The 22,494-nt window shown below is 73.2% G+C and carries 19 protein-coding genes; 4 read left to right on the plus strand and 15 right to left on the minus strand.

Annotated features, from left to right (window positions below; translation table 11 throughout):
* Positions 1–68 precede the first annotated feature (68 nt).
* From EV372_RS08130 to EV372_RS08140, 3 genes are all read left to right on the plus strand, one after another.
* Complete coding sequence (locus tag EV372_RS08130; RefSeq protein ID WP_130395500.1) at positions 69–395, plus strand: hypothetical protein; 327 nt, start codon at positions 69–71, stop codon at positions 393–395.
* A gap of 30 nt (positions 396–425) precedes the next feature.
* Complete coding sequence (locus EV372_RS08135; protein ID WP_130395501.1) at positions 426–1,130, plus strand: DivIVA domain-containing protein; 705 nt, start codon at positions 426–428, stop codon at positions 1,128–1,130.
* 237 nt (positions 1,131–1,367) lie between these two features.
* Entirely contained in the window at positions 1,368–2,285 is a 918-nt protein-coding gene (locus EV372_RS08140; RefSeq protein WP_197044377.1) for a M48 family metallopeptidase, read from the plus strand.
* A gap of 70 nt (positions 2,286–2,355) precedes the next feature.
* Here the strand turns inward: EV372_RS08140 and EV372_RS08145 are convergent, their stop codons facing one another.
* From EV372_RS08145 to EV372_RS08215, 15 genes are all read right to left on the minus strand, one after another.
* Complete coding sequence (locus tag EV372_RS08145) at positions 2,356–2,616, minus strand: DUF6504 family protein (RefSeq protein ID WP_130395502.1); 261 nt, start codon at positions 2,614–2,616, stop codon at positions 2,356–2,358.
* 78 nt (positions 2,617–2,694) lie between these two features.
* Complete coding sequence (locus EV372_RS08150) at positions 2,695–3,024, minus strand: DUF6221 family protein (protein WP_130395503.1); 330 nt, start codon at positions 3,022–3,024, stop codon at positions 2,695–2,697.
* 194 nt (positions 3,025–3,218) lie between these two features.
* A complete protein-coding gene (locus tag EV372_RS08155; protein ID WP_130395504.1) occupies positions 3,219–4,064 on the minus strand; it encodes a glutamate ABC transporter substrate-binding protein in 846 nt (281 codons plus the stop codon).
* Positions 4,065–4,132: 68 nt separating this feature from the next.
* A complete protein-coding gene (locus EV372_RS08160) occupies positions 4,133–5,755 on the minus strand; it encodes a hypothetical protein (RefSeq protein WP_130395505.1) in 1,623 nt (540 codons plus the stop codon).
* 6 nt (positions 5,756–5,761) lie between these two features.
* On the minus strand, positions 5,762–6,472 hold the full coding sequence (locus tag EV372_RS08165) for an FHA domain-containing protein (protein ID WP_130395506.1): 711 nt from the start codon (positions 6,470–6,472) through the stop codon (positions 5,762–5,764).
* Positions 6,473–6,481: 9 nt separating this feature from the next.
* Positions 6,482–7,834 carry a vWA domain-containing protein gene (locus EV372_RS08170; protein ID WP_130395507.1) on the minus strand — a complete coding sequence of 451 codons (1,353 nt, stop codon included), beginning with the start codon at positions 7,832–7,834 and terminating at the stop codon, positions 6,482–6,484.
* Positions 7,818–9,230, minus strand: a complete 1,413-nt coding sequence (locus EV372_RS08175; RefSeq protein WP_130395508.1) for a protein phosphatase 2C domain-containing protein — start codon at positions 9,228–9,230, stop codon at positions 7,818–7,820. Before EV372_RS08175 ends, EV372_RS08170 begins: the two co-directional genes overlap by 17 nt.
* A 17-nt stretch (positions 9,231–9,247) precedes the next feature.
* Positions 9,248–11,593 (minus strand): tetratricopeptide repeat protein, encoded by a 2,346-nt coding sequence (locus EV372_RS08180; protein WP_130395509.1) that lies wholly within the window; start codon positions 11,591–11,593, stop codon positions 9,248–9,250.
* Complete coding sequence (locus EV372_RS08185; protein WP_130398817.1) at positions 11,590–12,858, minus strand: hypothetical protein; 1,269 nt, start codon at positions 12,856–12,858, stop codon at positions 11,590–11,592. Before EV372_RS08185 ends, EV372_RS08180 begins: the two co-directional genes overlap by 4 nt.
* 251 nt (positions 12,859–13,109) lie before the next feature.
* Positions 13,110–13,664, minus strand: coding sequence for an AAA family ATPase (locus EV372_RS08190; RefSeq protein ID WP_130395510.1), 555 nt, complete (start codon positions 13,662–13,664; stop codon positions 13,110–13,112).
* Positions 13,665–13,873: 209 nt separating this feature from the next.
* Positions 13,874–15,043 (minus strand): macrolide family glycosyltransferase, encoded by a 1,170-nt coding sequence (locus EV372_RS08195; protein ID WP_130395511.1) that lies wholly within the window; start codon positions 15,041–15,043, stop codon positions 13,874–13,876.
* A 426-nt stretch (positions 15,044–15,469) separates the two neighbouring features.
* Positions 15,470–16,321 carry an HdeD family acid-resistance protein gene (locus tag EV372_RS08200; protein ID WP_130395512.1) on the minus strand — a complete coding sequence of 284 codons (852 nt, stop codon included), beginning with the start codon at positions 16,319–16,321 and terminating at the stop codon, positions 15,470–15,472.
* A 229-nt stretch (positions 16,322–16,550) separates the two neighbouring features.
* A complete protein-coding gene (locus tag EV372_RS08205) occupies positions 16,551–17,840 on the minus strand; it encodes a citrate synthase (RefSeq protein WP_130395513.1) in 1,290 nt (429 codons plus the stop codon).
* A gap of 806 nt (positions 17,841–18,646) precedes the next feature.
* Complete coding sequence (locus tag EV372_RS08210; RefSeq protein WP_130395514.1) at positions 18,647–20,272, minus strand: peptide chain release factor 3; 1,626 nt, start codon at positions 20,270–20,272, stop codon at positions 18,647–18,649.
* Positions 20,273–20,396: 124 nt separating this feature from the next.
* A complete protein-coding gene (locus tag EV372_RS08215) occupies positions 20,397–21,155 on the minus strand; it encodes a TetR/AcrR family transcriptional regulator (RefSeq protein WP_130395515.1) in 759 nt (252 codons plus the stop codon).
* 146 nt (positions 21,156–21,301) lie between these two features.
* On the opposite strand from EV372_RS08215, the gene EV372_RS08220 reads away from it, so the two are divergent.
* Positions 21,302–22,456 carry an acyl-CoA dehydrogenase family protein gene (locus EV372_RS08220; protein ID WP_130395516.1) on the plus strand — a complete coding sequence of 385 codons (1,155 nt, stop codon included), beginning with the start codon at positions 21,302–21,304 and terminating at the stop codon, positions 22,454–22,456.
* Positions 22,457–22,494: the final 38 nt, after the last annotated feature.

The following is a 22,494-nucleotide window of genomic DNA, read 5'->3' on the forward strand; positions in this document are numbered from 1 at the left end:
GCGTCCACACCCGGCCACAGTGCCCGCCGCTGTGGCGGAGGCCGCTTCCCCGCGGGCATAATGCGCCCATGACATCCCCTGCCCCGCGTCCCTTCCCCTTCCCCGGTTTCGACATCGTCCTGCGCGGCTTCGACCGCCACCAGGTGGAGGACCTCGTCCTCCGCGCCTCCTCCACACTGACCGCCCTCACCGGCGGCCCCGTCCTCATCGACGAGGACGGGCGGGCCCTCGACCGGCCCTCCGCGCCGGCGCCCGACCCCATCACCTCCGCGGAACTGGCCGACGCACCGGTGGACCTGGTCCTGCGCGGGTACGACCGTTCCCAGGTGAAGGACCTCCTGTCCCGCCTCGTGGAGCTGCTGGCCGAGGCCGAATCACACACGACCCGGGGATAAGACAGCCCTGCGAACCTCGTCTTCTGCACAATGGGGACCATGCCTCTGACACCGGCGGACATCCGCGAAAAGAAGTTCCACACGGTGCGTCTGCGCCCGGGGTACAACGAGGAGGACGTCGACGCGCTCCTCGACCGGATCGAGGCGACGCTCGTCGCCCTGGAGGGCGGCCCGAGCACGGGCGCGCTCATCACGGCCGACGAGGTGCGCAACTCCCGGTTCCGCACCACCAGACTCAGTCCGGGCTACCGGGAGGACGAGGTCGACGACTTCCTCGACGTCGTGGTCGCCGACCTGGCCGGTCGCGGCCTCGGCCGCGCCCGGGACCAGTCGCCTCCCCGCTCCGGTGCGGCGGGCGCCTCCGCGCGGCCGCGGCACCAGCGGCCCGACCCCGACGCGAGCCCGGACGCGCCGCGGCGGCAGGAGGAGGGCCCGCCCCGGCCGCCGCGGCGTTCCGGGATGACCCCGAGGGACGTCCGGGAGAAGCAGTTCGCCACCACCCGGCTGACCACGGGCTACAACGAGCAGGAGGTCGACGACTTCCTGGACCGGGCCGAGTTCACGCTGGACGTCCTCCAGCAGGGGCGGCCGGACCGGGCCACGCTCACCGCCGCCGAGGTGGAGCGGATCCAGTTCAGCACCACGCGCGCGCGGCCGGGGTACGACCCGGCGCAGGTGGACCACTTCCTGGACCTGCTCGCCGAGGAGCTGCGCGGGTACGAGCAGCCGCACTGACGGTGACTCCGGGTGAGGGTCCCGGGCGGAGCGGCGGGCCGCGGACCGCGTACGAACCGGGCCGCGGCGACGGCCCCGGACGCGTTCGCGCCTGTCGGGCCGGGGTGGAGGGGCCACCGGCCACGGACACGCCGTAGCGCACACTCCCCATCTTCAGGACAGCGGAAAGTAATATTTGGACACAGGAAGTAGTCATCCCCCCGCTGTCCCGCAGACCGCGACCCGAGGGGAGGCAGGATGTCCCACGCGATGCCGCCGGAGGGGCGCGCCACCGCGTGTCCGGCGCACGACGCGCCCCGCCGCTGCTCCGACGCCGACGCAGGCCCCAGAACCCGTTCCAGGGAGGGGTTGCGGGTGCTCGGCGCCGACGAGGAGGTCGTCCCGGCCTCCGCCCACCCGTGGGAGGCCCCGCTCCTGGCCGCGTGCGTGGGCGCCACCCTGCTGACGGCGGCGGGACTGGCCCACGCGGTGTGGTCGCTGTCGGGGTCGTGGCTGTGGGCGGTCGCCGCCCTGGCGGTAGTGCCCGCCGTGTACTGGCAGGCGCGGGGACTGCTGTACGCCCGGCGCAGGGCGGAGTCGGTGAAGATCTCGCCCACGCAGTTCCCCGAGGCGCACCGGATGGTGGTGGCGCTGGCCGCCGAGACGGGGCTGCCCCGGACGCCGGAGGCCTACGTGCGGGTGGGGCCGCGCCGCTGGGGGACCGACGCCGCCGGGCACGGGCTGCGCCGGTACCTGGTCCTGTCGGACGACCTGTTCGGCCCGTGCGGCCGGGTCCGCGACCCCGAGGCGCTGGCCTTCCTGGTCGCGCACCAGCTGGGGCACGTGGCGGCGGGGCACACCGGTTTCTGGCGGCGGACGGCGGCGCTGGGCGGGGAACTGGTCCCGGGGCTGGGGGCCGCGCTGTCGCGGGCCATGGAGTACACGGCCGACAACCACGCCTACGCGCACGTCCCCGAGGGCGCCCACTCGGTGCGCGTCCTCGCCGGGGGCGGCAACCTGTACACGCGGGTGAACATGGGCGAGATGGCGGACCGCGCGCGCACCGACCGGGGCTGCTCGCTGCTGCTCTACCACCTGCTGACCCGCCGACCGGGCAACACCCGCCGCATGGCCGCCCTGCGCGACCGCACCCGGCGCGGCCGGATCTTCCTCTAGGCCGTACCTTCCGGGCCCCGCTCCCGCCCGCCCGGCGGGGTCCGCTCGACGGCGCCGGGCGGGCTCCGGATCAGTTCCAGTGGCGGCGCATGGTCCAGCGGTCGGAGGCGAGATCGCGGGTGATATCGATGATGCTCGGCTCCCCCGTGTCGGACTCGGCCGAGACGCGGAGCAGGTGGACCTGCGTGGCCGGGACGCCGGGCGTGCCCGGGCGGGCGGGCCAGTCCCCGATGACCCTGCGCACCCGGTAGGCGCGGCCGCGCCAGGTGAACTGGGCGGGGGTCCCGCCCTCGGTGGAACGGACGTCGATCTGCTCGTTCAGAAGACTCACCCCGCTAGATTACCGAACACCAGTTCGAACAAGTCAAGCGTTTCCGGTCCGTGTCGGGGCCCCGCCGGCGACGGCGGGTCAGTCCGCCCAGGACCGGTCGTACTCGGGGTGGTTCCGGTACACACCGGCGAGGTACTTGACCGCCAGCCGCCAGGCCAGCAGCTCCGACCAGGGATCGCCGCCGTCGCCGCGCCGGGCCTCGGGGAGGGTGCCCGCGGCGTCGGGGGCCACGAGGGGTTCGAGGCCGCGCATGCCCGCCCGGTGGGCCTCGACGTACCCGCGGACGATCTTGCGCTTGGCCGCGACCTCCGCCAGCGCCCGGTCACGGCCGCGGGTTCCCGCGGGGACGGCCTCCGACGCGCGCTCGTCCTCGTCCAGACGCGCGTTGAGGAACTCGACGATGGTCAACGGACAACTCCCATCCTGTCCACCACTGCCCCGCTGCTCGGTGCAGGACCCGTACCCGCGCCGGGCCGCCCCGGCGACGGTCCGGCGCGGAGCGGGGCTCCTCCGTCCGGTTCCGGCCACGGGCCCCGCTCCTGCCGTTCGCCACCCGCGCCCCGCACCCGCCCGCGGGCGCACGCGCACCACGTTCCCGGGCCTCACGTCGGGTCGCAGCCCTCGAACTGGGGCACGCTCGTCACGACCTGGAGGCCGGTCCTGCCGAACCAGTGCTCCAGCAGCTCCTCAGCGGTATCGTCCTGGTACATCTGGCTGATGGCCCTGTTGACGGCCTCACAGGCGCGCACGTCTCCGTGGGGCAGGCCGACGCCGTACTTCTCGTCGGTGAAGGGCTTGTTGAGGAGCCGGAAGGCGTTGGGCTCCTCGGCGAGGAACCCGGCCAGGATCAGGTTGTCGGTGGAGACGGCCTCCACCTCCCCCTCGCGCAGGGCGTCGATGCAGGCTCTGTAGCTGGTCTTCTCCCTCTGCTCGACGTCGATGCCCAGGCCCTCGCTGATGCGGGCGAGGGAGTTGGACTCCTTCTCGTAGCAGACACGGTCGCCCTCCAGATCGCGCACCCTCCAGATGTCGGTGTTCTCGGCGCGCACCAGCACGTCCTGCTTGGCCACGTAGTAGGGGCCGCCGAAGGTGACCTCGGTCTTACGGGCGGGAGTGATGGAGTAGGTGGCCACGACCATGTCCACCTCGCCGCTGATCAGCTTCCTCTCGCGGTCGGCGGAGGCGATGCCGACCACCTCCACGTCCTCGGAGGCGAAGCCGAGCCTGTTGGCGATGTAGAGGGCCACGTCCACGTCGAAGCCCGTGAGGTCGCCCTCGTGGTCCTCCATCCCCAGGCTGGGCTGGTCGGCCTTGACTCCGATGGTCAGCGTGTCTGCGTCGAGAACCGACTCCTCCTCGCCCAGCACCGCGGAGCAGGCGGGCAGCCCGGTCACCGCCGCGGCTGCCAGGGCGGCCGCGGCGGCGGCGCGCCGGTGTCGAAACCTCATCGGCCTGTACCTCGTCTCTCGGGGGGGGCGGATCCAGGTGGGGGTGAACTCGGGGCGGGAGGCCGGACTCAGCGGTACTCGGCCAACCGGGGTCGGACCCCGAGCACAACCAGGGCCAGTAGGAGGGCCGTCGCGGCGGGCAGCAGCCACGTCCAGGGAGCGAGCGCCGCTTCACCGCGCGCGATGCCCTGGTCGAACGCGCCCTTGTGCAGGCCGAACAGCTCCGACAGCGCGTTCTCGTAGACCTCGAAGGCGCCCGTGGGCTGTGCGACGTCCACGCGGATGTCGACAGCCTCTGCCAGGTCGTCGTTCTCGGCGGCCGAGCGCAGCTCCCGGTCCTCGGCCTGGAGCGCGCTGTAGGACTCCAGCACCTCGGCGAGCGCGTCCTCTTGGCCGGGCAGCAGCGCGTCCCGGTCCTGGGCCCGCTGTCCCAGGTAGCCGAGCGGGCCCGGGTCGTCCTCGCGATCGCCCCCCGCCGGCTCCGGCGGATCCGGGTAGGCGGCGACCACGCCATCGATCGCCGTGTAGTACTCCTCCAGGTTGTCAGCCGGGCGGTACAGCACCTGCTGCGCCCGTTCGAAGTAGACCTGTCGGTAGTTGTCGGCCTGGTAGTTGTCGTCCGTGTCCTGGACGAGCAGGTAGCGGCTCTGGTCCGCCTGCATGTCGGTGGAGATGGCCCCGGCCCGGGACAGCGCCATGGCCGCGTCCAGCCCCTCCTCCTTGGCCTCGCGCTGGTGCCCGCCGCTGACGGTCAGGACGAGGACCACCCCGCCGGTGAGCAGGACGGCGACCGCCGTGGCGGCCAGCAGCGGCGCGCTGAACCGGCGCCGGAACCGCACGCGCAGGTACAGCTGGAGGCCGAGCAGCACGGCGACGGCGACCACACCGGACGCCCCCACCCACAGCATGCCGAGCACGACGGAGGACTGCCCCGCCTCGTGGTTGGCGCGCACGTCCGCCGACGCGTTCAGCCCCAGGTTGAACGCCTTGGGCAGCAGTTCGGTGTGCATCAGCGACGTGGCCTCGCGGTAGGCCTCCAGAGCCGCCTCGTCCACCTGACCGGACGGGGCCCGCGCCTCGTCGTTGAGCACCTGCGCCTGGCTGGCGAGCTGCTCGTAGGCGCCCATCCCGTCCTGGACCGCCTTGACGTTGGGCCCTTCCACCTCGTCGCCCTCGGTCAGCGAGGCAGCCTGAAGCAGGGCCTCGTTGGCCCGCGCCCGGCTGGCCTCGTACCGCTCCAGGGCGTTCTCGCGGTCCGCTCTCAGGTCGTGGTCGGTACCCATGAGCAGTACGTCGGCCACGCGGGCGTCCATGTCCGCGAGCGCCAGGTACAGGTCGGTGGTGGCCAGTGCCTGGGGTCCGGCGTCGTCCCCGAGCACGCGCAACCCGTCTTGGGCCTGGCCGAGGGCGGCGGCCGCCGAACCGAACAGCCCGAGGACGGCCAGCACGCACACGGAGGACAGCAGCCACACCCGGGCCGGGGTGGTGCCGGCCCAGCGGCGGAGTCCGGAGGCCCGTTCACGGGCGCCGGACCCGCCCCGCCCGCGTCGGGGCGGGCGGGCGCCCTCACGGTCGGACGCCGGGGCCCGCGGGGGCTCGCCGCCCGGTACCGCGGGGAGCGCGCCGTGCGGGGCGTCCGGAGGACTGGTTCCGGTCCCGTGCGGGGCCCGGTCGGGGGTGGGGGGCGTCAACGGGGTTCACCCCTTCTGGAGGATGATGACGGTCCATGCGCCGACGTAGATCCGGTCGCTGTCATTCAGGGGAACCTCCACGTTGGGGGCGATGGGGTTGGCGGTCCCGTTGACCGTGGTGCCGTTGGTCGAGCCCGGGTCGAGGATGGACCAGGTGCCGTCGGGCTTGGCGACGAGGATCGCGTGGACGTGGGAGATGGCCGGGTCGCCGCCCGGACCGCCCAGGTCGATCTCGGGGGTGAAGCCGCGCGTGGCGCTGCGCCGTCCGATGTGCACCCTGTCCCCGGTGAGCGGCACCCGGCGCTGCGCGCTGCCCTTGGGGAAGGAGATCTGGTCGGGGTCGAGCATGCCCTGGTGGACCATGTACTGGTAGTAGGCGGGGTCGGCGACGACGACCGCGCGCCAGCGCGCTCCCGCCCGCCCTTCGTCGGCGCGGGCGCGCCGGTGGTCCTCGGAGCGCGAGGCGAAGTCGTATCCGCACTCCTCGCAGAACCGGCCCGCGCGGTAGGTGCCGCACTCGGGGCAGGGACCTCCCCTGGGCGGGGCCACCGGACGCGGCGGCGCGGGGGGCCGCGCCGGGGCCACGGGGGGCGTGGGCGGTGTCGGATGGCGCTGCGACGGGGGCCGCGACGCGGGGGAGTAGGCCTGGAGGCGCAGCCCGCAGACGTCGCAGAAGTCGGTCGCCGTGGAGCGGTGCCCGGAAGGGCAACTCGGCATGGGTCCCTCCTACCCGGGTGTGGGGGCACCGCCGGTGTCCGGCCCGCTCTGCCGCGGCCGGGTCCGTACGGTCCGGGTCGAGTTGGTGTCCAGGGTCATCTCGTCGACCTTGCTGACACCGGGCTTGAGCCGGACGGTTCCGGTGACGGGGTCGGCCACGTCGACGACCCTGCCGAGGAGCCTCGCGGTCTCCTCGTTGCCCGACTCGTGGGCGAGTGCGACGGCGCGGCCGAGCCGCGTGGTGGCGGTGTCGTCGTCGCCGTCGCGACGGGCCGCGAGCCCGTCCTGGATGGCCCGGGCCAGTTCGACCTGGCCGGTGTAGTGGGCCACGCGGGGGTTGATCTCGGTGGCGAGGGCCTCGTCGGCGGTCCACTCCGCGAGGATGTTGCCCGAGGCCAGGATTTGGTCCTCGGCCCCGGCGGTCCCGGGGAGCACCACGCGCACCCATCCGGCGCGCAGCTGGCGGCCGGGGGCGCCGGGCGGCACCTGGACGCACACGTGGTAGTCGCGGCTCTCGGTGCCCCAGGAGCCCGTGGGGTAGTCGCCCGACTGGGGCACGCGCTCCACACCGCGGCCGGTGAGGTCGCTGACGGTGGGGGCGACCTGCTTGACGTGGCGCACGACGGCGTTCTGGGGCGTCCACAGCCGCAGCACCACGTCGGCGACGGTCTTGCCCATGGAGGCCTGCGCCATCGCCCGGAAGTCGGCCACCATGTCGGCGGGGTCGGCGATGATGCCGGGGCCTCCGCCGAGCAGGGCGGAGTCGATCCGGCGCAGCTCCTCGACCCTCCAGTCGGTGCCCACGCCCCGGCAGTCGCAGACGAAGGAGCCCGCGACGCCGTCGAGCGCCTGCCCGAAGACCGCGGCGGGCTCGTTGTTCTGGCCGTCGGTGAGCAGGATGGCGTGCTTGATGCCGCCGTCCACGGTGGAGAACAGCTCGGCGGCCCGGGTGAGCCAGGAACCCATGCGGGTGCCGCCGTCGGCGCGCAGTCCGCCGATCGCCTCCGCCGCCTCGGCGCGGGTGGCGGCGTCGGCCCGCACCATCCGCCCGCCGCCCTCGGGGAAGATCACGGAGGCGTCGCTGTGCCCGGCGACCACCGCGAAGTGGACGCCCTCGCGCAGGACGCCCACGGCGGCGCGGGCGGCCCGCTTGGCCGCGTCGATCTTGGCGCCGTACATCGAGCCGGAGGTGTCCACGATGATCACCTCGGCGGCGCGCACCGAGTCCCCCACCACCACGGAGCCCGTGGAGGTGACGCTGACGATCGCGTGCACCTCCCGTCCGCCCACCGGCAGGAGGACGTTCTGGTCGACCTCGATCCGGAAACCCGGTTCGGCCGCGCGCTCAGTCGTGTTGGGCACGGGGACCCCCAGCGGGCACGGGAACGATCACGACGGTGATGTTGTCCTTGCCGCCCGCCTCCAGGGCGAGGTCGACGTAGGCGCGCGCGGCCTCGTGGGGTCTGGCCCCCGCCCCGGGGACGGCGTCGGTGAGCGCCTGCGCCTCGGGGAAGTAGTTCCACAGGCCGTCACTGCACAGCACGACCGCGCCTGGGCCGGTCGGGGTCACGGTGGAGATGTGGGCGTCGATCTCGCCGGAGTCGGCGCCCATCCACGCGACGAGGGCGTGGGCGTTGGAGGAGCGCATCGCCTCCTCGCGGGAGAGCGCCCCCATCTGCACCATCGCCTCGCTCCAGGAGTCGTCCCTGGTCAGCAGGGCCGAAGCGCTGGAGGTGGGGCCTCCGGAGAGCCAGTAGGCGCGGCTGTCGCCGACCCAGCCGACGGTGACGGTGCCCGCGGCGGGGTCGTACACCGCCGACACGAAGGTGCACGCGGGCGCGGAGCGGGGGGAGTCGGCGATCCCGGCGACCGCCTCGGCGGCCCGGATCATCGCCGCGCCGGTGGCCTCGCGGGGGTCGGCGCCCTGGCTGACGCGCTCGGCGAGGACGGCCACTCCGGTCTCGGCGGTGACGCGGGAGGCCTCGTCCGAGCGCGGCGAGCTGGACACCCCGTCGCAGACCACGGCGCAGACCACGCCGGGCGCGCGGGGGTGGTCGGCGTCGATGACGCGGATCGCCATGGCGTCCTCGTTGCGCCTGTGCCGCAGCCCGCGGTCGCTGACGCCGACGGCGGCGCGCGTGCGCACCTCGACGTGGTCGCGCCCGGTGGGCTGGAGGAGGCCGCACCGCTCGCAGTAGCCGTCGCTGACCGCTCCGGGGCACCACGCGCACAGGCCGGGGTCGGCGGCCCGCACGGGGTTGCTCCCGGTGGCGGGCGGCGGCCAGTCGGGGGCGGCCTCCGGCTGGGCGGCCGGGGGCGCGGAGGACGCGAACGAGGGCAGGCTGTCGCGGCGTATCGGCTGGGTCACCATGGAGTCGGCCGCGTGCGGGGCGGAGTCGGGCAGCGCCTGCGGCGGGGGCGCGTCCCGCCCGCCCGTGTCGAGGGACCGCAGGCTCACCTGCGGAGCCGTGGGGGCGCCGTCGTCGGGCACCAGGCCCGGACGCGCGTCGGCGCCGGGCGGCACGGCACCGGACGGACCCGGGGCTCCCCCGTTGCGCGCGCCGCCGTCGGCCCCGTCCCGGGACCACCCGCCGGGCGGTACCGCACCGGCCAGGCTCGCCTGCGGGGCGGTGGGCATGCTGTCGGGGTGCCCCGCGTTCTCCGCGCCCTGGGGGAGGGGGTGTCCGCACCCCTCGCAGAAGGCGTCCTCCGTGGACACCCTGTCCGAGCAGGCGGGGCAGGTCCGCACCTTGGTCATCGCCGTTCCCTCGTTCCTCACAGCAGCGTCACGGGGCGTAGGGAGTTGGCCCTGTCGACGAGCTCATAGCGTTCCGACGGCGCGACGGCGCGCTGGGCCAGCGCGCGGTAGCGGCGCTCCAGGTTGGCCCGCACACCGTTCTCGGTGAACGGGGCGCCGAGGAGCCCCTCCCCCGCCGGTGCCCCCGCACCCGCGCCGAGCCAGCCCAGGGCCGACTCCAGGACCCGGACCGCCAGGCGGTCGGCGGACTCGCCGTCCAGGCCGATCCGCTCCAGGCGCCGTCCGGCCTGCACGAAGTCGGCGGCCTCGGTGCCCTGGTGGTGCGCCGCGAGCACGGCGATCAGCGCGGTCTGGGCGTGGACGTGCAGCCGCGACAGCTCCGGGACCGTGTCCAGGACGGCGGTGGCCGCGGCACGGTCCCCCTGCGCCAGGCGGATGCGGGCAAGGCCGAACGCGGCGCTGACGAAGGAGTGGTCGGTGTTCCAGACCGCCCGGAACAGGCGGGCGGCGGTCTCGTGCTCACCGGTCCGTTCGCAGGCCAGGGCCAGGGCGAGCTTGGGTGCGAGCTCCCCGGGCAGGTGGTCGTACAGCTCGTCGAAGTGATCGCGGGCGTCGCGGAACCGGCCGGTGCTCAGCTCGGCGACGGCCAGGTACCACATGGTGCGCCAGTCGCCCGGGACCACTTCGCTGAACCGCTGGAGGACGTCCATGGCCTCGCCCTGGCGTCCGACGGTGACGAGCGCGCGGACCAGCATCAGCAGGGTCTCGGGGGTGGGCGAGGGCATGGCGCGCAGCGCGGGGACGAGTTCCTCGGGCGGCAGGGTCTGGAAACCGCGCAGGTGCTGGGCGGCCGGGTCGGACTGGTCGATGAGGGGGGCGGGCAGCAGCGCCGCCGCGTCGGTGGGCGGGGGCGCGAGGAGCATGCGGTCGGCGTTGTGGGCGCCGGGGTCGGGTCGGGCGGCGGAGTTCTCCGCGCCGAACAGGGTCGAGGGGGCCGGGTGCGGCGTGCCCTCCAGGTCGGAGAGCACCTCGCGCAGGACGCCGGTGAGCTGGTCGGCCATGTCCTCGGCGTCGTGGAAGCGCAGTTCGGGTTCGCTGTGCGTGGCGCGGCGCAGCAGCCGGTCGAAGGACGGGTGGCGCTGGAGCAGCGGCACGGTCTCCCGCGGCGGGATGCTGTGCGGGTGGTCGCGCATGAAGCTGAAGCGGAAGCTGAGCACGGCCAGGGCGCGGCCGACCGAGTACAGGTCGGCGCTGACCGTGGGGCCGGGGCCGCGCAGCTCCTCCTCGGGCACCCGGTACCCGGGCGTGGTGTAGACGGGGCTGACGGTGTCGTCCATGCGCCGCACGCCGCCCAGGTCGATCAGCTTGATCTGCTCCTCGCTCTGGATGACGTTGTCGGGTTTGAAGTCGCAGTAGAGCAGGCCCCTGGAGTGCAGGTAGCCCAGCGCCCGCAGGACCTCCAGGCCGTAGGCGATGACCTGGTCCGGGGGCAGGACGGCGTCGGGGTCGTCCTCGCGGCGCTCGATGAGCAGCTCGCGCAGGGACTTGCCGCCCACGTACTCCATGACGATGTGGCCGCCGGGGATGCCGGTGCGCGGGTCGGGGTGCTGGGAGAAGTTGATGATCTTGACGATGTTGGGGTGCTCGACCTCGGAGAGGAACGCGCGCTCGGCGGCGGCCGCCTTGTGCGCCTCGGCGTCACCGGCGTTGAGCAGGCCCTTGAGGACCACCCAGCGGTCGTTGACGTTGCGGTCCCGGGCCAGGTAGATCCAGCCGAGGCCGCCGTGGGCCAGACAGCCGAGCACCTCGTACTGGCCGCCGACCAGGTCCCCGGGGGAGAGCTTGGGCGTGAAGGAGAACTGGGTCCCGCACTTGCGGCAGAAGCCCTCGGTGCGCCCGGGCTGGTCGCCCTGGGTGCGGCCGACCCGCTCCCCGCAGTTGCCGCAGAAGCGGTTCTTCTCCGCGACGACGGGGTTGTCCATGACGGCTTCGGAGGGGTCCCGGTAGGGGACGAGGGGCACCTGGACCATGCCCATGCCGAGCATGCCGCGGGAGGAGCGGCGGCTGCCGCGCCCGGCGCCGCTGACGCTGCTGCCCGAGCTCGCGGAGACACTGCCGGGGCCGGAGCGTCCCGAGAGCCTGACGTTGCCGGAGAGGGGGTGGGAGTGGACGGGGTCGCCGCTGAGGGGGTTGGCGGAGGAGTTCGTGCCGAGGGAGGGCTGCGGGCCGGGGGTCGGCGGCACGGGCCGCTGCTGGGGGGCGGGGCCGCCCGGAGGCCGCACGTCCGCGGGGGCCATGCCGCACACGCCGCAGAAACCGTCCTCGACCCGGCCGGGGCAGCCGGGGACCGTGCACTTCGTCATCTGTTCACACCACCATCGCTCTCGCCCTCTGACGCGTCCGGGCCCGGTGTGGTTCTGTTCACAGCGGAATCGGTTCCGCCGAGTTCCTGGAGCGCGCGCTGGTACGCGGAGAGGGCGACCGTGGCCGCGCGCAGGTCGCAGGGCGCGGTCCACAGCTCCCAGTGCGCCGTGCTGTGGAGACGGGCCAGCCGCGGGTCCTCGGCGACGCCGAGCCGGACCGAGCGGGAGCGGTAGGCGTCCAGGCGTCCGCGCAGTTCGGCGCGGCGCTCCAGGAGCCCGGTGAGGTTGGCCTCGCGCTCCCGGACGCCGTCGGCCGCCTCGCGGACGGCGCGCTGGACCTCGCCCAGGCGGGCGCCGAGTTCGCGCCACCGGCCCCGGGCGCGCAGGGCGTCCATGGCGTCGATGCGCGCCCGCAGCGCGGGGACGGGGTCGGGCACGTCGACCGCGGCGGGCGAGGAGACCTTGGCGACCACCTGTTCGCGCAGCGCGCGGGCGCGCTCCACGGCCTTGCCGACGTCGTCGATGGCGAAGCCGAGCCGATCGACGCTCTCGCCGTAGGAGTCGCGCATGCGCAGGGCGTCGCGGAGCTCGCCGCGCACGCGTTCCAGCCGCAGGCGCAGCCGTTCGAGGGAGGACGTGTCCACACGGCCGTCCTCGACGAGCGCGAGGGGGTCGCGTCGGACGGTGGCGCCGACGGCGGCCAGGTCCACGCGCAGGGACTCGTACTCGTCCTCGGCGAGCTCCACCATGTCGGAGAGGGTGCCGATCTCGTGCCACATGGCGTCGAGTTCGCCCAGGCGCGGGTGGAGGGCGTCCCAGGCCGTCTCGGCGGCCGAGATGACCTCGGTGGCCTCCTCGTAGTCGGCGGACATGCGGGCGACGGCGGCGGCGAGGGTGACCGACTCCCGTCCGGTGTGGAGCAGCCCGCGCTCGTGCGGCGGGACCTCACCGGCGGGCAGGGGCACGGAGTCGCCGTTGAGCAGGGAGGTCAGGGCGACCTGGTCCTCGGGGCCCTCCGCGCGGTCCCGGATCCGGCCCGCCCTGTCGACCACGCGGCGGAAGGCCTCGTAGACCGTCCACAGGCTGCGGATGTGCCCGCTGGCGTGCTCCCAGCGCCGCCGGGTGCGCCCGACGAGGTCGGCCCCCTGGAGCATGCGGTGGCTGACGTGGCCGTCCAGGTCAGCGAGGTTGAGGGAGATCCGGTCGGCCTCACCGCGCACACGGTTGAGCGCGTGGTCGATGCCCTCCCAGCTCATGGGCGGCATACTCGCCCCGGACGCCCTGGCCACCTGCCGCCTTCCTCCCCGGCGTCCACGCACGCTCCCCGCAGCCGTCTGGGGCGTGGACGGTCAATGGTCCTTTACCTAGACAAGAGTCTGGCCCCCGCTTTCGCGAACTACAAGAGAAAGCCCGGTTTACGGCCATGAACGGCCACTGGTGCCCCGTTTGCGGTCCACAGGGCGCATCGCATGACAGACGCTTACTTCCGTCACTTCCGTCGCTCCGTGCGCTCCCGTCACGGTTTCGGAGGCCTGGCCCCGCCCAGGACCTCCAGGACGAAGCGGGCCCGCTCGGCGACCGGCACGCGCGGCAGCTCCACCAGCTCGTAGCCGCACGCCGGGTAGGCCTCGGTCATCGCCCGATGGGTGCGCTCGGCCTCCTCCGGGGACTGGTGGCGCTCGGCGTCGCCGGTGAAGATCTCCGGCCAGGGCGGGGCCACGAAGACCCGGCGGTGGTAGCGGAACCGGCGGGCCGCCTCGGTGACGTGTCCGGGGACCGGCAGGCCGCGCAGGCGGAGGTAGCCCACCAGGTCGGGGACGCCGCGGTCGCAGAAGACGGGGCCGGGCAGGGACGAGGCCTCGCGGTGCGAGCGCATCTCCCACGAGAGCATGAGTTCGGCGAACAGGGCGTCGTCGCGCCAGGCCAGGCCCCGGCCGCCGATCTCGCGCTGGTCGCGGATGACGGCGCGCCCCGCCTCCGGGGTGCGCGCGTACCCGAGCGAGGCCAGGTGGTCGATCAGGGTGGTCTTGCCCGATCCCGGGCCTCCGGTGACGACGACGAGGTGGTCCATGGTGCTCCGTTCGGGGAGGGGGCCGGGCGGTGCCTGCCGTGTCGGCCCCGCCCGGCCCGGTGGTCGCGACGCGTCGCCCGGGGGCGCCGGTCCCCGGGAAGGGGGACCGGCCACGACCGCGGCGTCCGCGCCGCCGAGGCCCGAAGGCGCCGGGCCGGGATGCCCCCCGGCCCGGCGCCCTCGGGGGCCGGGTGTCGGCCGGACCCGGCTCAGGCGGGCAGTTCCGCCTCGACCAGGTCGGCCGCGTAGGAGGTACCGCTGGCCTGGAGCCGGGCGCTGACCTCGGCGAGGCGGCGGGCGACTCCGGGGTCTGCGGTCAGCTCCAGCAGGGCCGCGCGCAGCCGCTCCGCGCTGGCCTCCCCGGTGTCGATCCTCCGGGCGACGCCGAGTTCCACCAGTCGGTCGGCGTTGTCGAACTGGTCGACGGCCTGCGGGACGGCGATCATCGGCACCCCCGTGTAGAGGCCCTCGCTGGCGCCGCCCATACCGGCGTGGGTGACGAAGGCGTCGGCCTGGCGCAGGACGGCCAGCTGCGGCACCCACGTGTGCACCTCGACGTTGCCCGGCACCTCCCCCAGCTCGGCCGGGTCCACGTACTTGCCGATCTGGAGCACCACGTGCCAGCCGGGCAGGCCCCCGAAGGCCTCCAGGCAGGCGCGGTAGAACCCCGGCTGGTTGGTGAACGCCGACCCCAGGGAGACCAGCAGGACGTTGTCGGCGTCCGCCGGACGGGTCCACCCGCCCTGGTCGGCCCGGTCGCCCAGGCACGGCCCCACGAAGGTCACCGTGTCGGCCACGGTGTCGGCGAAGGGCTGCATCTCGCGCGGGATCAGCGCCAGCGCCCGCTCCGGCACTCCGGCGAAGGAGGAGTGGTCGAGGCCGGTGACGCCGTTGTCGGCGAGCCAGGCGTCGAGCTTGGCGTAGTGCTCATCGGCCCCGGGCTGGGCGCGCAGCCACTTCAGGACGGTGTCCTCGTAGTCGGCCCAGGCCACGTAGGTGGGCGAGAGCTGCACGGAGGGGATGTCCCAGTTGACGGACAGGACCCGGGCGGCGAACCCCGAGATGTCGTACAGGAACAGGTCGGGACGGTCTCCGTCGTAGGCGGCGCGCAGGGCGGGCAGCTGGTTGATCGCCTCGTCCAGGAAGATGTCCATGCCCTTGACCGGGTCGTCCGGCCAGGCTTCGTCGCCGGTGGGCAGGATGGTGGAGTAGGGGACGAGTTCGGCCCCGGTCCCGGTGATGGTGTCGGCCAGCAGGGGGTCGTTGGCGTAGGTGACCCGGTGGCCCCGGTCCACCAGCTCGCGGATGACCTCCAGGCTGGGCAGGACGTGGCTCACGGTGGGGGTGCCGACCATGGCGATGTGGGCACGGCGGTTCATGGTGTCTCTCCAGACAGGGGTGTTCACGGGTAGGGCGAGGGGGCACCGGGCCCCGTGGCGGGGCGGGTGCGCCGCGGCGGCGGTGACGCCTGTCGCTAGCCGTAGATCTGGAGGTACATGCGCGCCATGGTAGCCAGGCGGCGGATCCCGCGCACCTGCTTTTCGGCGCGGTCCCGTGGACCCGGCGAAGCACTCCTTTCCAGGCGGTCCCGCGCACCCGGAGAGGCTCCCGTGGCCTTGGGGCGGCCGCCGTCTCCGTCAGCGCCGTCCGCCTCACGGGTGCGGCGCGGAACCGCCCCGGCCGCCGGGAAGCCGTGGCCCGCCCGCGCCCGCGCGGGGTCCCGCTATCCGGGGCGCCGTTAACGCGTTAACGGCTCCGCCCGGACCCGTGCGGGGTCCCGGCGCCCGTCCGGTGGGCCGGGGACCTCAACGCGGCCCGTCGGGGCCGTCCTCGTCACCCGGGGCCCGGTGTCTGCCGCCCGGCCGGTCGTCCCAGCCGTCGCGGTCGTCCCCGTCGTCCCACCGGCCCTGATCCTCCCCCCGGTCCGCGGAGTCGCGCTCGCCCCAGCGGTCCAGGTCGTCGTCGTGGGAGGCGCGGTCGGCCCGGTCGGCGCGGTCCTCCAGGAGGTCGCCGGGACGGGTTCCGCGCTCGTACGGCTCCGCGGGCTCCTCCGGCTCGCCGAGACCGGCGAAGGCGGGCGCGTCCTCCGGGGGCAGGAAGGCCTCGGCCGCGCCCCGGAGGCGGAACCCGGCCACGGCCATGACCGCGCCGAAGATGACCGCGTACATCGCGATCACGAACATGATGGCCTGGGCGCCCTCCAGCGGCCAGAACCACAGCAGGAGCCCGAAGACGACCGAGAGCGCCCCGACGAAGACCAGCAGCCACTCGGAGCTGATGTGCGCGCGCAGGCGGATGGCGGTGACGATCTCGGCCACACCCGTGACCACGGCCCAGACACCGACGACGAACACGAGCGCGACGATCGCCGCGACCGGCCAGAAGAGGGCGATCACCCCCAGGACGGCGCTGAGGACCGCCTGGACGATCAGCGGTAGCCGGGCGCCGACCGACGAGCGGTAGGCCGCGTACCCGAGGGCCGCGGCGTCGACCAGCGCGTAGACGCCGAAGACGATCGCCAGGACCACCAGCGTCTTGCCCGGCCAGACCAGCGCGACCAGACCGAAGAGGACCGCGGCGACCCCCCGTAGGACCACCAGCCACCAGTTCCGGCTCAGCTCACCGAGCAGGTCACCGGCCCACGCGTACCTGACCATCGTCGCCCCCTCCTTCACGCGGCCCCGTCCGGTGACCGCACCCTGCCCCTTCCCCCGACGTCGCACACGGACGACAGCGGTCCGCAAAATACGGGAAAAGGCAGCCCGTACCGGTCATACCCGGGCGTGCGGAGGGCCGAACAGCGCGGACACGGCTGTGGAGAACGCGCGGGAGCGCCCGCCCCGTCTGACGCGGGCGGGCGCTCCTGTGTGCTCCGGGGGTGTGCCTCTACCCCCGGCCGGGGAGCCGGCGCTCGGCGGAGCCGACGTAGTGCTGGCGCGGGCGCGCGATCCGGAAGGCCGGGTCGCGCAGCTGCTCGCGGTAGTGGGCGATCCAGCCGGGCAGGCGGCCGATGGCGAACAACACGGTGAACATGTTGGTCGGGAAGCCCATGGTGCGGTAGATGACGCCGGTGTAGAAGTCGACGTTCGGGTAGAGCTTGCGCTCGGTGAAGTAGGAGTCGGCGAGCGCGGCGGCCTCAAGCTTGAGGGCGAGCGCGAACAGCTCGTCCGGGTTCTCGTCGCGGTCGAGGATCTGGCTGGCCAGAACCTTGATCTCCTTGCTGCGCGGGTCGAAGTTCTTGTAGACCCGGTGCCCGAAGCCCATGAGGCGCATCTCGCGGGCCTTGACCTTCTCCAGGAAGTCCTCGATGGAGATGCCCGAGTCGCGGATCTCCTCCAGCATCTCCAGGACGGCCTGGTTGGCGCCGCCGTGGGACGGGCCGGAGAGGGCGTTGATGCCCGAGGCCACGCTGGCGTAGATGTCGGCCTTCGAGGAGCCGACGACGCGCACGGTGGCGGTGGAGCAGTTGAGCTCGTGGTCGGCGTGCAGCACCAGCAGCATGCCGACGGCCTGGTTGAACAGGTCGCCCAGTTCGCTGTCGGCGTGGATGTCGCCGAAGGTCATCCGGATGAAGTTGTCGACGTAGTCGAGCGAGCTGTCCGGGCCGATCGGCTTCTCGCCGATCGAGTTGCGGTAGATGCGGGCCGCGATCGTCGGCAGCTTGGCCAACAGCCGGATCGTGGCGAGCTCCACCTGGTCCTCGTCGCCGGGGTCGACGCTGTCGTCGTAGTAGGCGGCGAGGGTGTTCACGGCGCTGGCCATGAGGGACATGGGGTGGCCGTTGCGGGGCATCGCGTCGATGAGCGCACCCATGTCGGCCGGGATGTCGGCGTTGTCGCGCAGCTTGTCGGCGAACCCCTTGAGCTGGTCCGCGTCGGGCAGCTCGCCGTAGATCACCAGGTAGGCGACCTCGATGAAGGTCGCGCCCACGGCGAGGTCCTCGATCGGGTACCCGCGATAGCGCAGGATCCCGGCGGCCCCGTCGATGTAGGTGATCTCCGAGCTACACGAAGCGGTGTTGCCGAACCCCGGGTCCAGGGTCGTCATCCCCGTCGACCCCAGCAGGGTCTTCAGCTCGATGGTGCGCTCACCCTCGGTACCGGTGAACACCGGCAGCTTCAGCACGCCGCCCTCGTAGTGGAGCTCCACCGTGCGCTCTTTGTCGTCTTCGCTCATGCCCGAGGTCAACCTTTCCAGGCGGGGGATACGTGAGGTGCGTCATACGCGGGGCGGTCCGCCGCCACGTTCCTGCTTCACTCGTTATTGTTCTGTTTTGTTAAACGACAGTTAAGCAAAAGCATATAAGTTTCACCGATTCACGAACAGGTGACATGCAACACATACCCACACGTGCACCGAATTACCGCCAGGTGAAGATTTACAAACTTTGCCAGCCGTCGATTACTTCGTGATCGCCCTGAGACGTCGCAGACGGAACCGGGAGGTCCTCCCGGCGCCCCGCTGCCTCCTTGTACCGGTCCCCTGGTCGGTCCGACATCCGCCCGAACCCTCCCCCTCCGGCCTGTCCTTCACAGAAGTGGACAGAGCCGGACGAAGCTCGGTGCGGCCGGGTGTCCGAACACGCCCTAGCGGCCTTCCCTCAGGGTACCTTCGCGCTGTTCACGGGGCCTGAGGCGGGGTGCCCGCGAGCTGGTGATCTTGGCCTCTGCCTGGGCCTCGGGGATCACAGCGGCCCCGCCGACCGCGGCGAACCGGGCCCGTCGTGGCAACGGACTGTGCGTGCGCCACGGGAGTTCACACCCGGCGGCGCGCCGCTCCGCCGCACCGCCGGGACGCCCTCCGGGAGACGTTCCGCGGAGCACCCAATTTCCCCGGGAGCCGGACCCCGGTAACGACAGCGGGTAACCGCTATTCACCCGGGGTAAACGGCCCGGGCGCGCTTTGCCGTAAAGGGCGGCGGCCCAGACCGGAGGAACCGGTCCGGGCCGCGGCGCGGCCGAGGGGCCCCGCCGCCCGGGGCCTCACTCGGCCTCGTCGACGCCTCCGGCCAGCAACGGCTCCATGAACAGCGTCGGGTGGTCGCGCTCGATCACCCTCAGGCGCCACTTGTTGTGCACCAGCACCAAAAGTTCGCCGTCGCCCCGTCGCCGCAGCACCTCCGCGCCCGACAGCGCGTGCAGGGCGGGCGCCGACTCGGCGTCGGTGCGCCGCGCCACGGAGTAGTCCAGCGGCGATGCCTCGATCGGGGCCCGGAACTCGTGCTCCATGCGGTGCTTGACCACGTCGAACTGGAGGGGGCCCACCGCCGCGAGCACCGGCGCCTGCTCACCGCGCACGTCCGAGGACAGCACCTGCACCACGCCCTCGGCGTCCATCTGGGCGATGCCGCGCTGGAACTGCTTGTACTTGCTCGCGTCCTTGGCCCGCGCCACCACGAAGTGCTCGGGGGCGAAGCTCGGGATCGGCGGGTAGGACACCTTGGGGCCGTCGTAGAGGGTGTCGCCCACGGCCAGCGCCTGGGCGTTGACCAGCGCGATCACGTCACCGGGGTAGGCCGTCTCGATGGTGGTGCGGTCGGATCCGAACACCGCCTGGGTGTACTTGGTGGCGAACGGACGCCCCGTGGGCGCGTGGGTGAGCACCATGCCGCGGTCGAAGCGGCCCGAGCTGATGCGTACGAAGGCCATCCGGTCCCGGTGGTTCTTGTCCATGTTGGCCTGCATCTTGAACACCTGGCCCGAGAAGGGTTCGGCCACGGCGCGCGGGCGCTCGCGGTCGTCCTCCTTGGGCCCGGGGGCCGGGGCCAGGCCCACCACGGCCTCCAGCAGCTGGCCGACCCCGAAGTTGGGCAGCGCGGCGCCGAAGAGCACCGGGGAGGACTCCCCCGCCAGGAAGGACTCGGCGTCGAAGTCGGCGCCCAGCGCCTCCAGCAGCTCGATCTCCTCCTGGGCCTGGACCCAGGCGTCGGCCTCCACCTCGGCGGCGCGCTCGGGCTCCAGGACCTCCTCGATGGCCTTGTGGGCCCCTCCCGGGGTGCGCGACATCTTCGTGTAGACGCCCTCGCGGCGGTCGATGAGGCCGCGGAAGTCCCCGGCGATGCCCACCGGCCAGTTCATCGGGGTGGGGCGCAGCCCGATGCGCTGCTCGATCTCGTCCAGCAGCTCCAGGGGCTCACGGCCGGGGCGGTCCCACTTGTTGACGAAGGTGATGACCGGCATCTTCCGGGCCCGGCACACGTCGAAGAGCTTGAGCGTCTGCGGCTCCAGGCCCTTGGCCGAGTCCAGCAGCATGATCGCGCAGTCCACCGCGGACAGCACCCGGTAGGTGTCCTCGGAGAAGTCGGCGTGGCCGGGGGTGTCCACCAGGTTGAGTACCCGGTCGTCGTAGTCGATGCGCAGCGCGGCGGAGGTGATGGAGATGCCGCGGTCCTGCTCCATCTCCATCCAGTCCGAGGTCACGCCCTTGCGGTCGCCCTTGCCGTGCACGGCGCCCGCCGAGGAGATCGCGGCGGCGTGCAGCGCCAGGGCCTCGGTCAGGGTGGACTTGCCGGCGTCGGGGTGGGAGATCACCGCGAACGTCCGCCGCCGGGAGGCCTCGCGTACGACCTCAGACTCCTGCTTGGTGGCGCCCGCCGTGTCCACGCTCATTTCCGCTGTCCGATCCGCCTCGTGTGACTACCCGTTTCCCGGCCCACCAGCCTACGCTCGTCGGAGCGCCGCCCCGACCGCGCGGGTCCCGGGGAGGGGCGGTGGCGGTCGGGCCCTCGAACCCCTACGCCCTCGCGGGTCCCTCGGGCCCTTCCACCCTCTCCGGTTCCTCGGGCCCCTCGGCCTCCCGGACGGCCTCGGCGACACGGCGGAGCAGCTCCTCGCGGCTGGTGCCACCGGGGTAGACCGCCACGAGCACCCGGTCGCGCCGCGGCTCCGGCGCGGTGCGCAGCATCGGCGCGGCGGCCCGGCGGACGAACTCCATGGCCTCGTCGAAGCGCGCCCACACCTCGCGGACGTCCTGTTCCGGGCCGCGCAGCCATCCGCGCAGGACGTGGTTGTGCGCCGCGATGAGCGACGCGGCCACCATCCCGGCGGCCAGCGAGCGGTCACCGCCTCCCCCGCGCCGCGCCAGGTAGCGGCTGAAGGCGGCCTGGTAGCGGGCGGTCATCGCCACCTCGCGGTCGCGCAGGCGGGCGTGGGCGCGGACTAGGCGGTAGCGGGGCACGGTGATCTCCGGATCGCCCAGGTACCCCTGGAGCACCAGCCGGGTGGCGGAGAGGACCGACGTCAGCGGATCGTCCGGGGAGGCCTCCAGGAAGCCCTCGACCGTGGCGAACAACTCGTCGTGCTCGGCGAAGAGGATGTCCTCCTTCGAGCCGAAGCGGCGGAACAGGCTGCGTCGGCTCACGCCCGTGGCCGCGGCGATCTGGTCCATCGTCGTGGCCTCGAAGCCGTCCTCGGTGAACAGCCGCACCGCGGCCAGCACCACAGCGCGAGTGTCCCCGCGCGCCTGACCGCCCCGGCCCCCCGAGTTCTCCATGGGCCGCGCCCCCTTCGTCCGGTGTCTGGAAGGCTGTGCGCCCCCATCTGTGTACTTCATCCCTTCCGCCCCCTATCCTGGCACTGAATGCCAAGGGATGGCACGCGGTGCCATCACCCGGGATTGCCGCCAGGGGAGGAATGCAGATGAGCGACTTCGACCTGTTCAGGACCACCGAGGAGCACGAGGAGCTGCGCGAGGCCGTACGCTCCGTCGCCGAGGACAAGATCGCCCCGCACGCGGCGGAGGTGGACGAGAGGAGCGCCTTCCCCCAGGACGCCCTCGACGCGCTGGTGGCCACGGACTTCCACGCCCCGCACATCGCCGAGGAGTACGACGGCGTGGGCGCCGACGCCCTGGCCACCTGCATCGTCATCGAGGAGGTCGCCCGCGCGTGCGCCTCCTCCTCCCTGATCCCCGCCGTCAACAAGCTCGGCACCATGCCGCTGATCCTGGGCGCCTCCGAGGAGGTCAAGCGGCGCTACCTGCCCGAGGTGGCCAGCGGCGAGGCGATGTTCTCCTACGGCCTGTCCGAGCGCGAGGCCGGCTCCGACACCGCGAGCATGCGCACCCAGGCCGTCGCCGACGGCGACGGCTGGATCCTCAACGGCCAGAAGTCCTGGATCACCAACGCCGGGGTCAGCAAGTACTACACGGTGCTGGCGGTGACCGACCCCGAGGGCGCGCGCGGCCGCAACGTCTCCGCCTTCGTACTGCACGCCGACGACGAGGGCTTCACCCTGGGCGAGCCCGAGCGCAAGCTCGGCATCAAGGGCTCCCCCACCCGTGAGCTGTTCTTCGACAACGTGCGCGTCCCCGGCGACCGCATCGTCGGCGCCCCGGGCGAGGGCCTCAAGATCGCGCTGCGCACCCTGGACCACACCCGCGTCACCATCGGCGCGCAGGCCGTCGGCATCGCGCAGGGCGCGCTGGACCAGGCGGTGGCCTACGTCAAGGAGCGCAAGCAGTTCGGCAGGCACATCGCCGACTTCCAGGGCGTGCAGTTCATGCTCGCCGACATGGCGATGAAGCTGGAGACCGCACGGCAGATGGTCTACGTGGCCGCCGCCAAGTCCGAGCGCGGCGACGACGACCTGCCGTTCTACGGCGCCGCCGCCAAGTGCTTCGCCTCCGACGCCGCCATGGAGATCACCACCGACGCCGTACAGCTGCTGGGCGGCGCGGGCTACGTGAAGGACTTCCCCCTGGAGCGCATGATGCGCGACGCCAAGATCACCCAGATCTACGAGGGCACCAACCAGATCCAGCGCATGGTCATGGCCCGCCAGCTGCTCAAGTAGCAGCCGGGGAGCACGAGAAGACCCTGCTCACGGCCGGT

The sequence above is a fragment of the Nocardiopsis sp. CNZ308 genome (assembly GCF_004217075.1).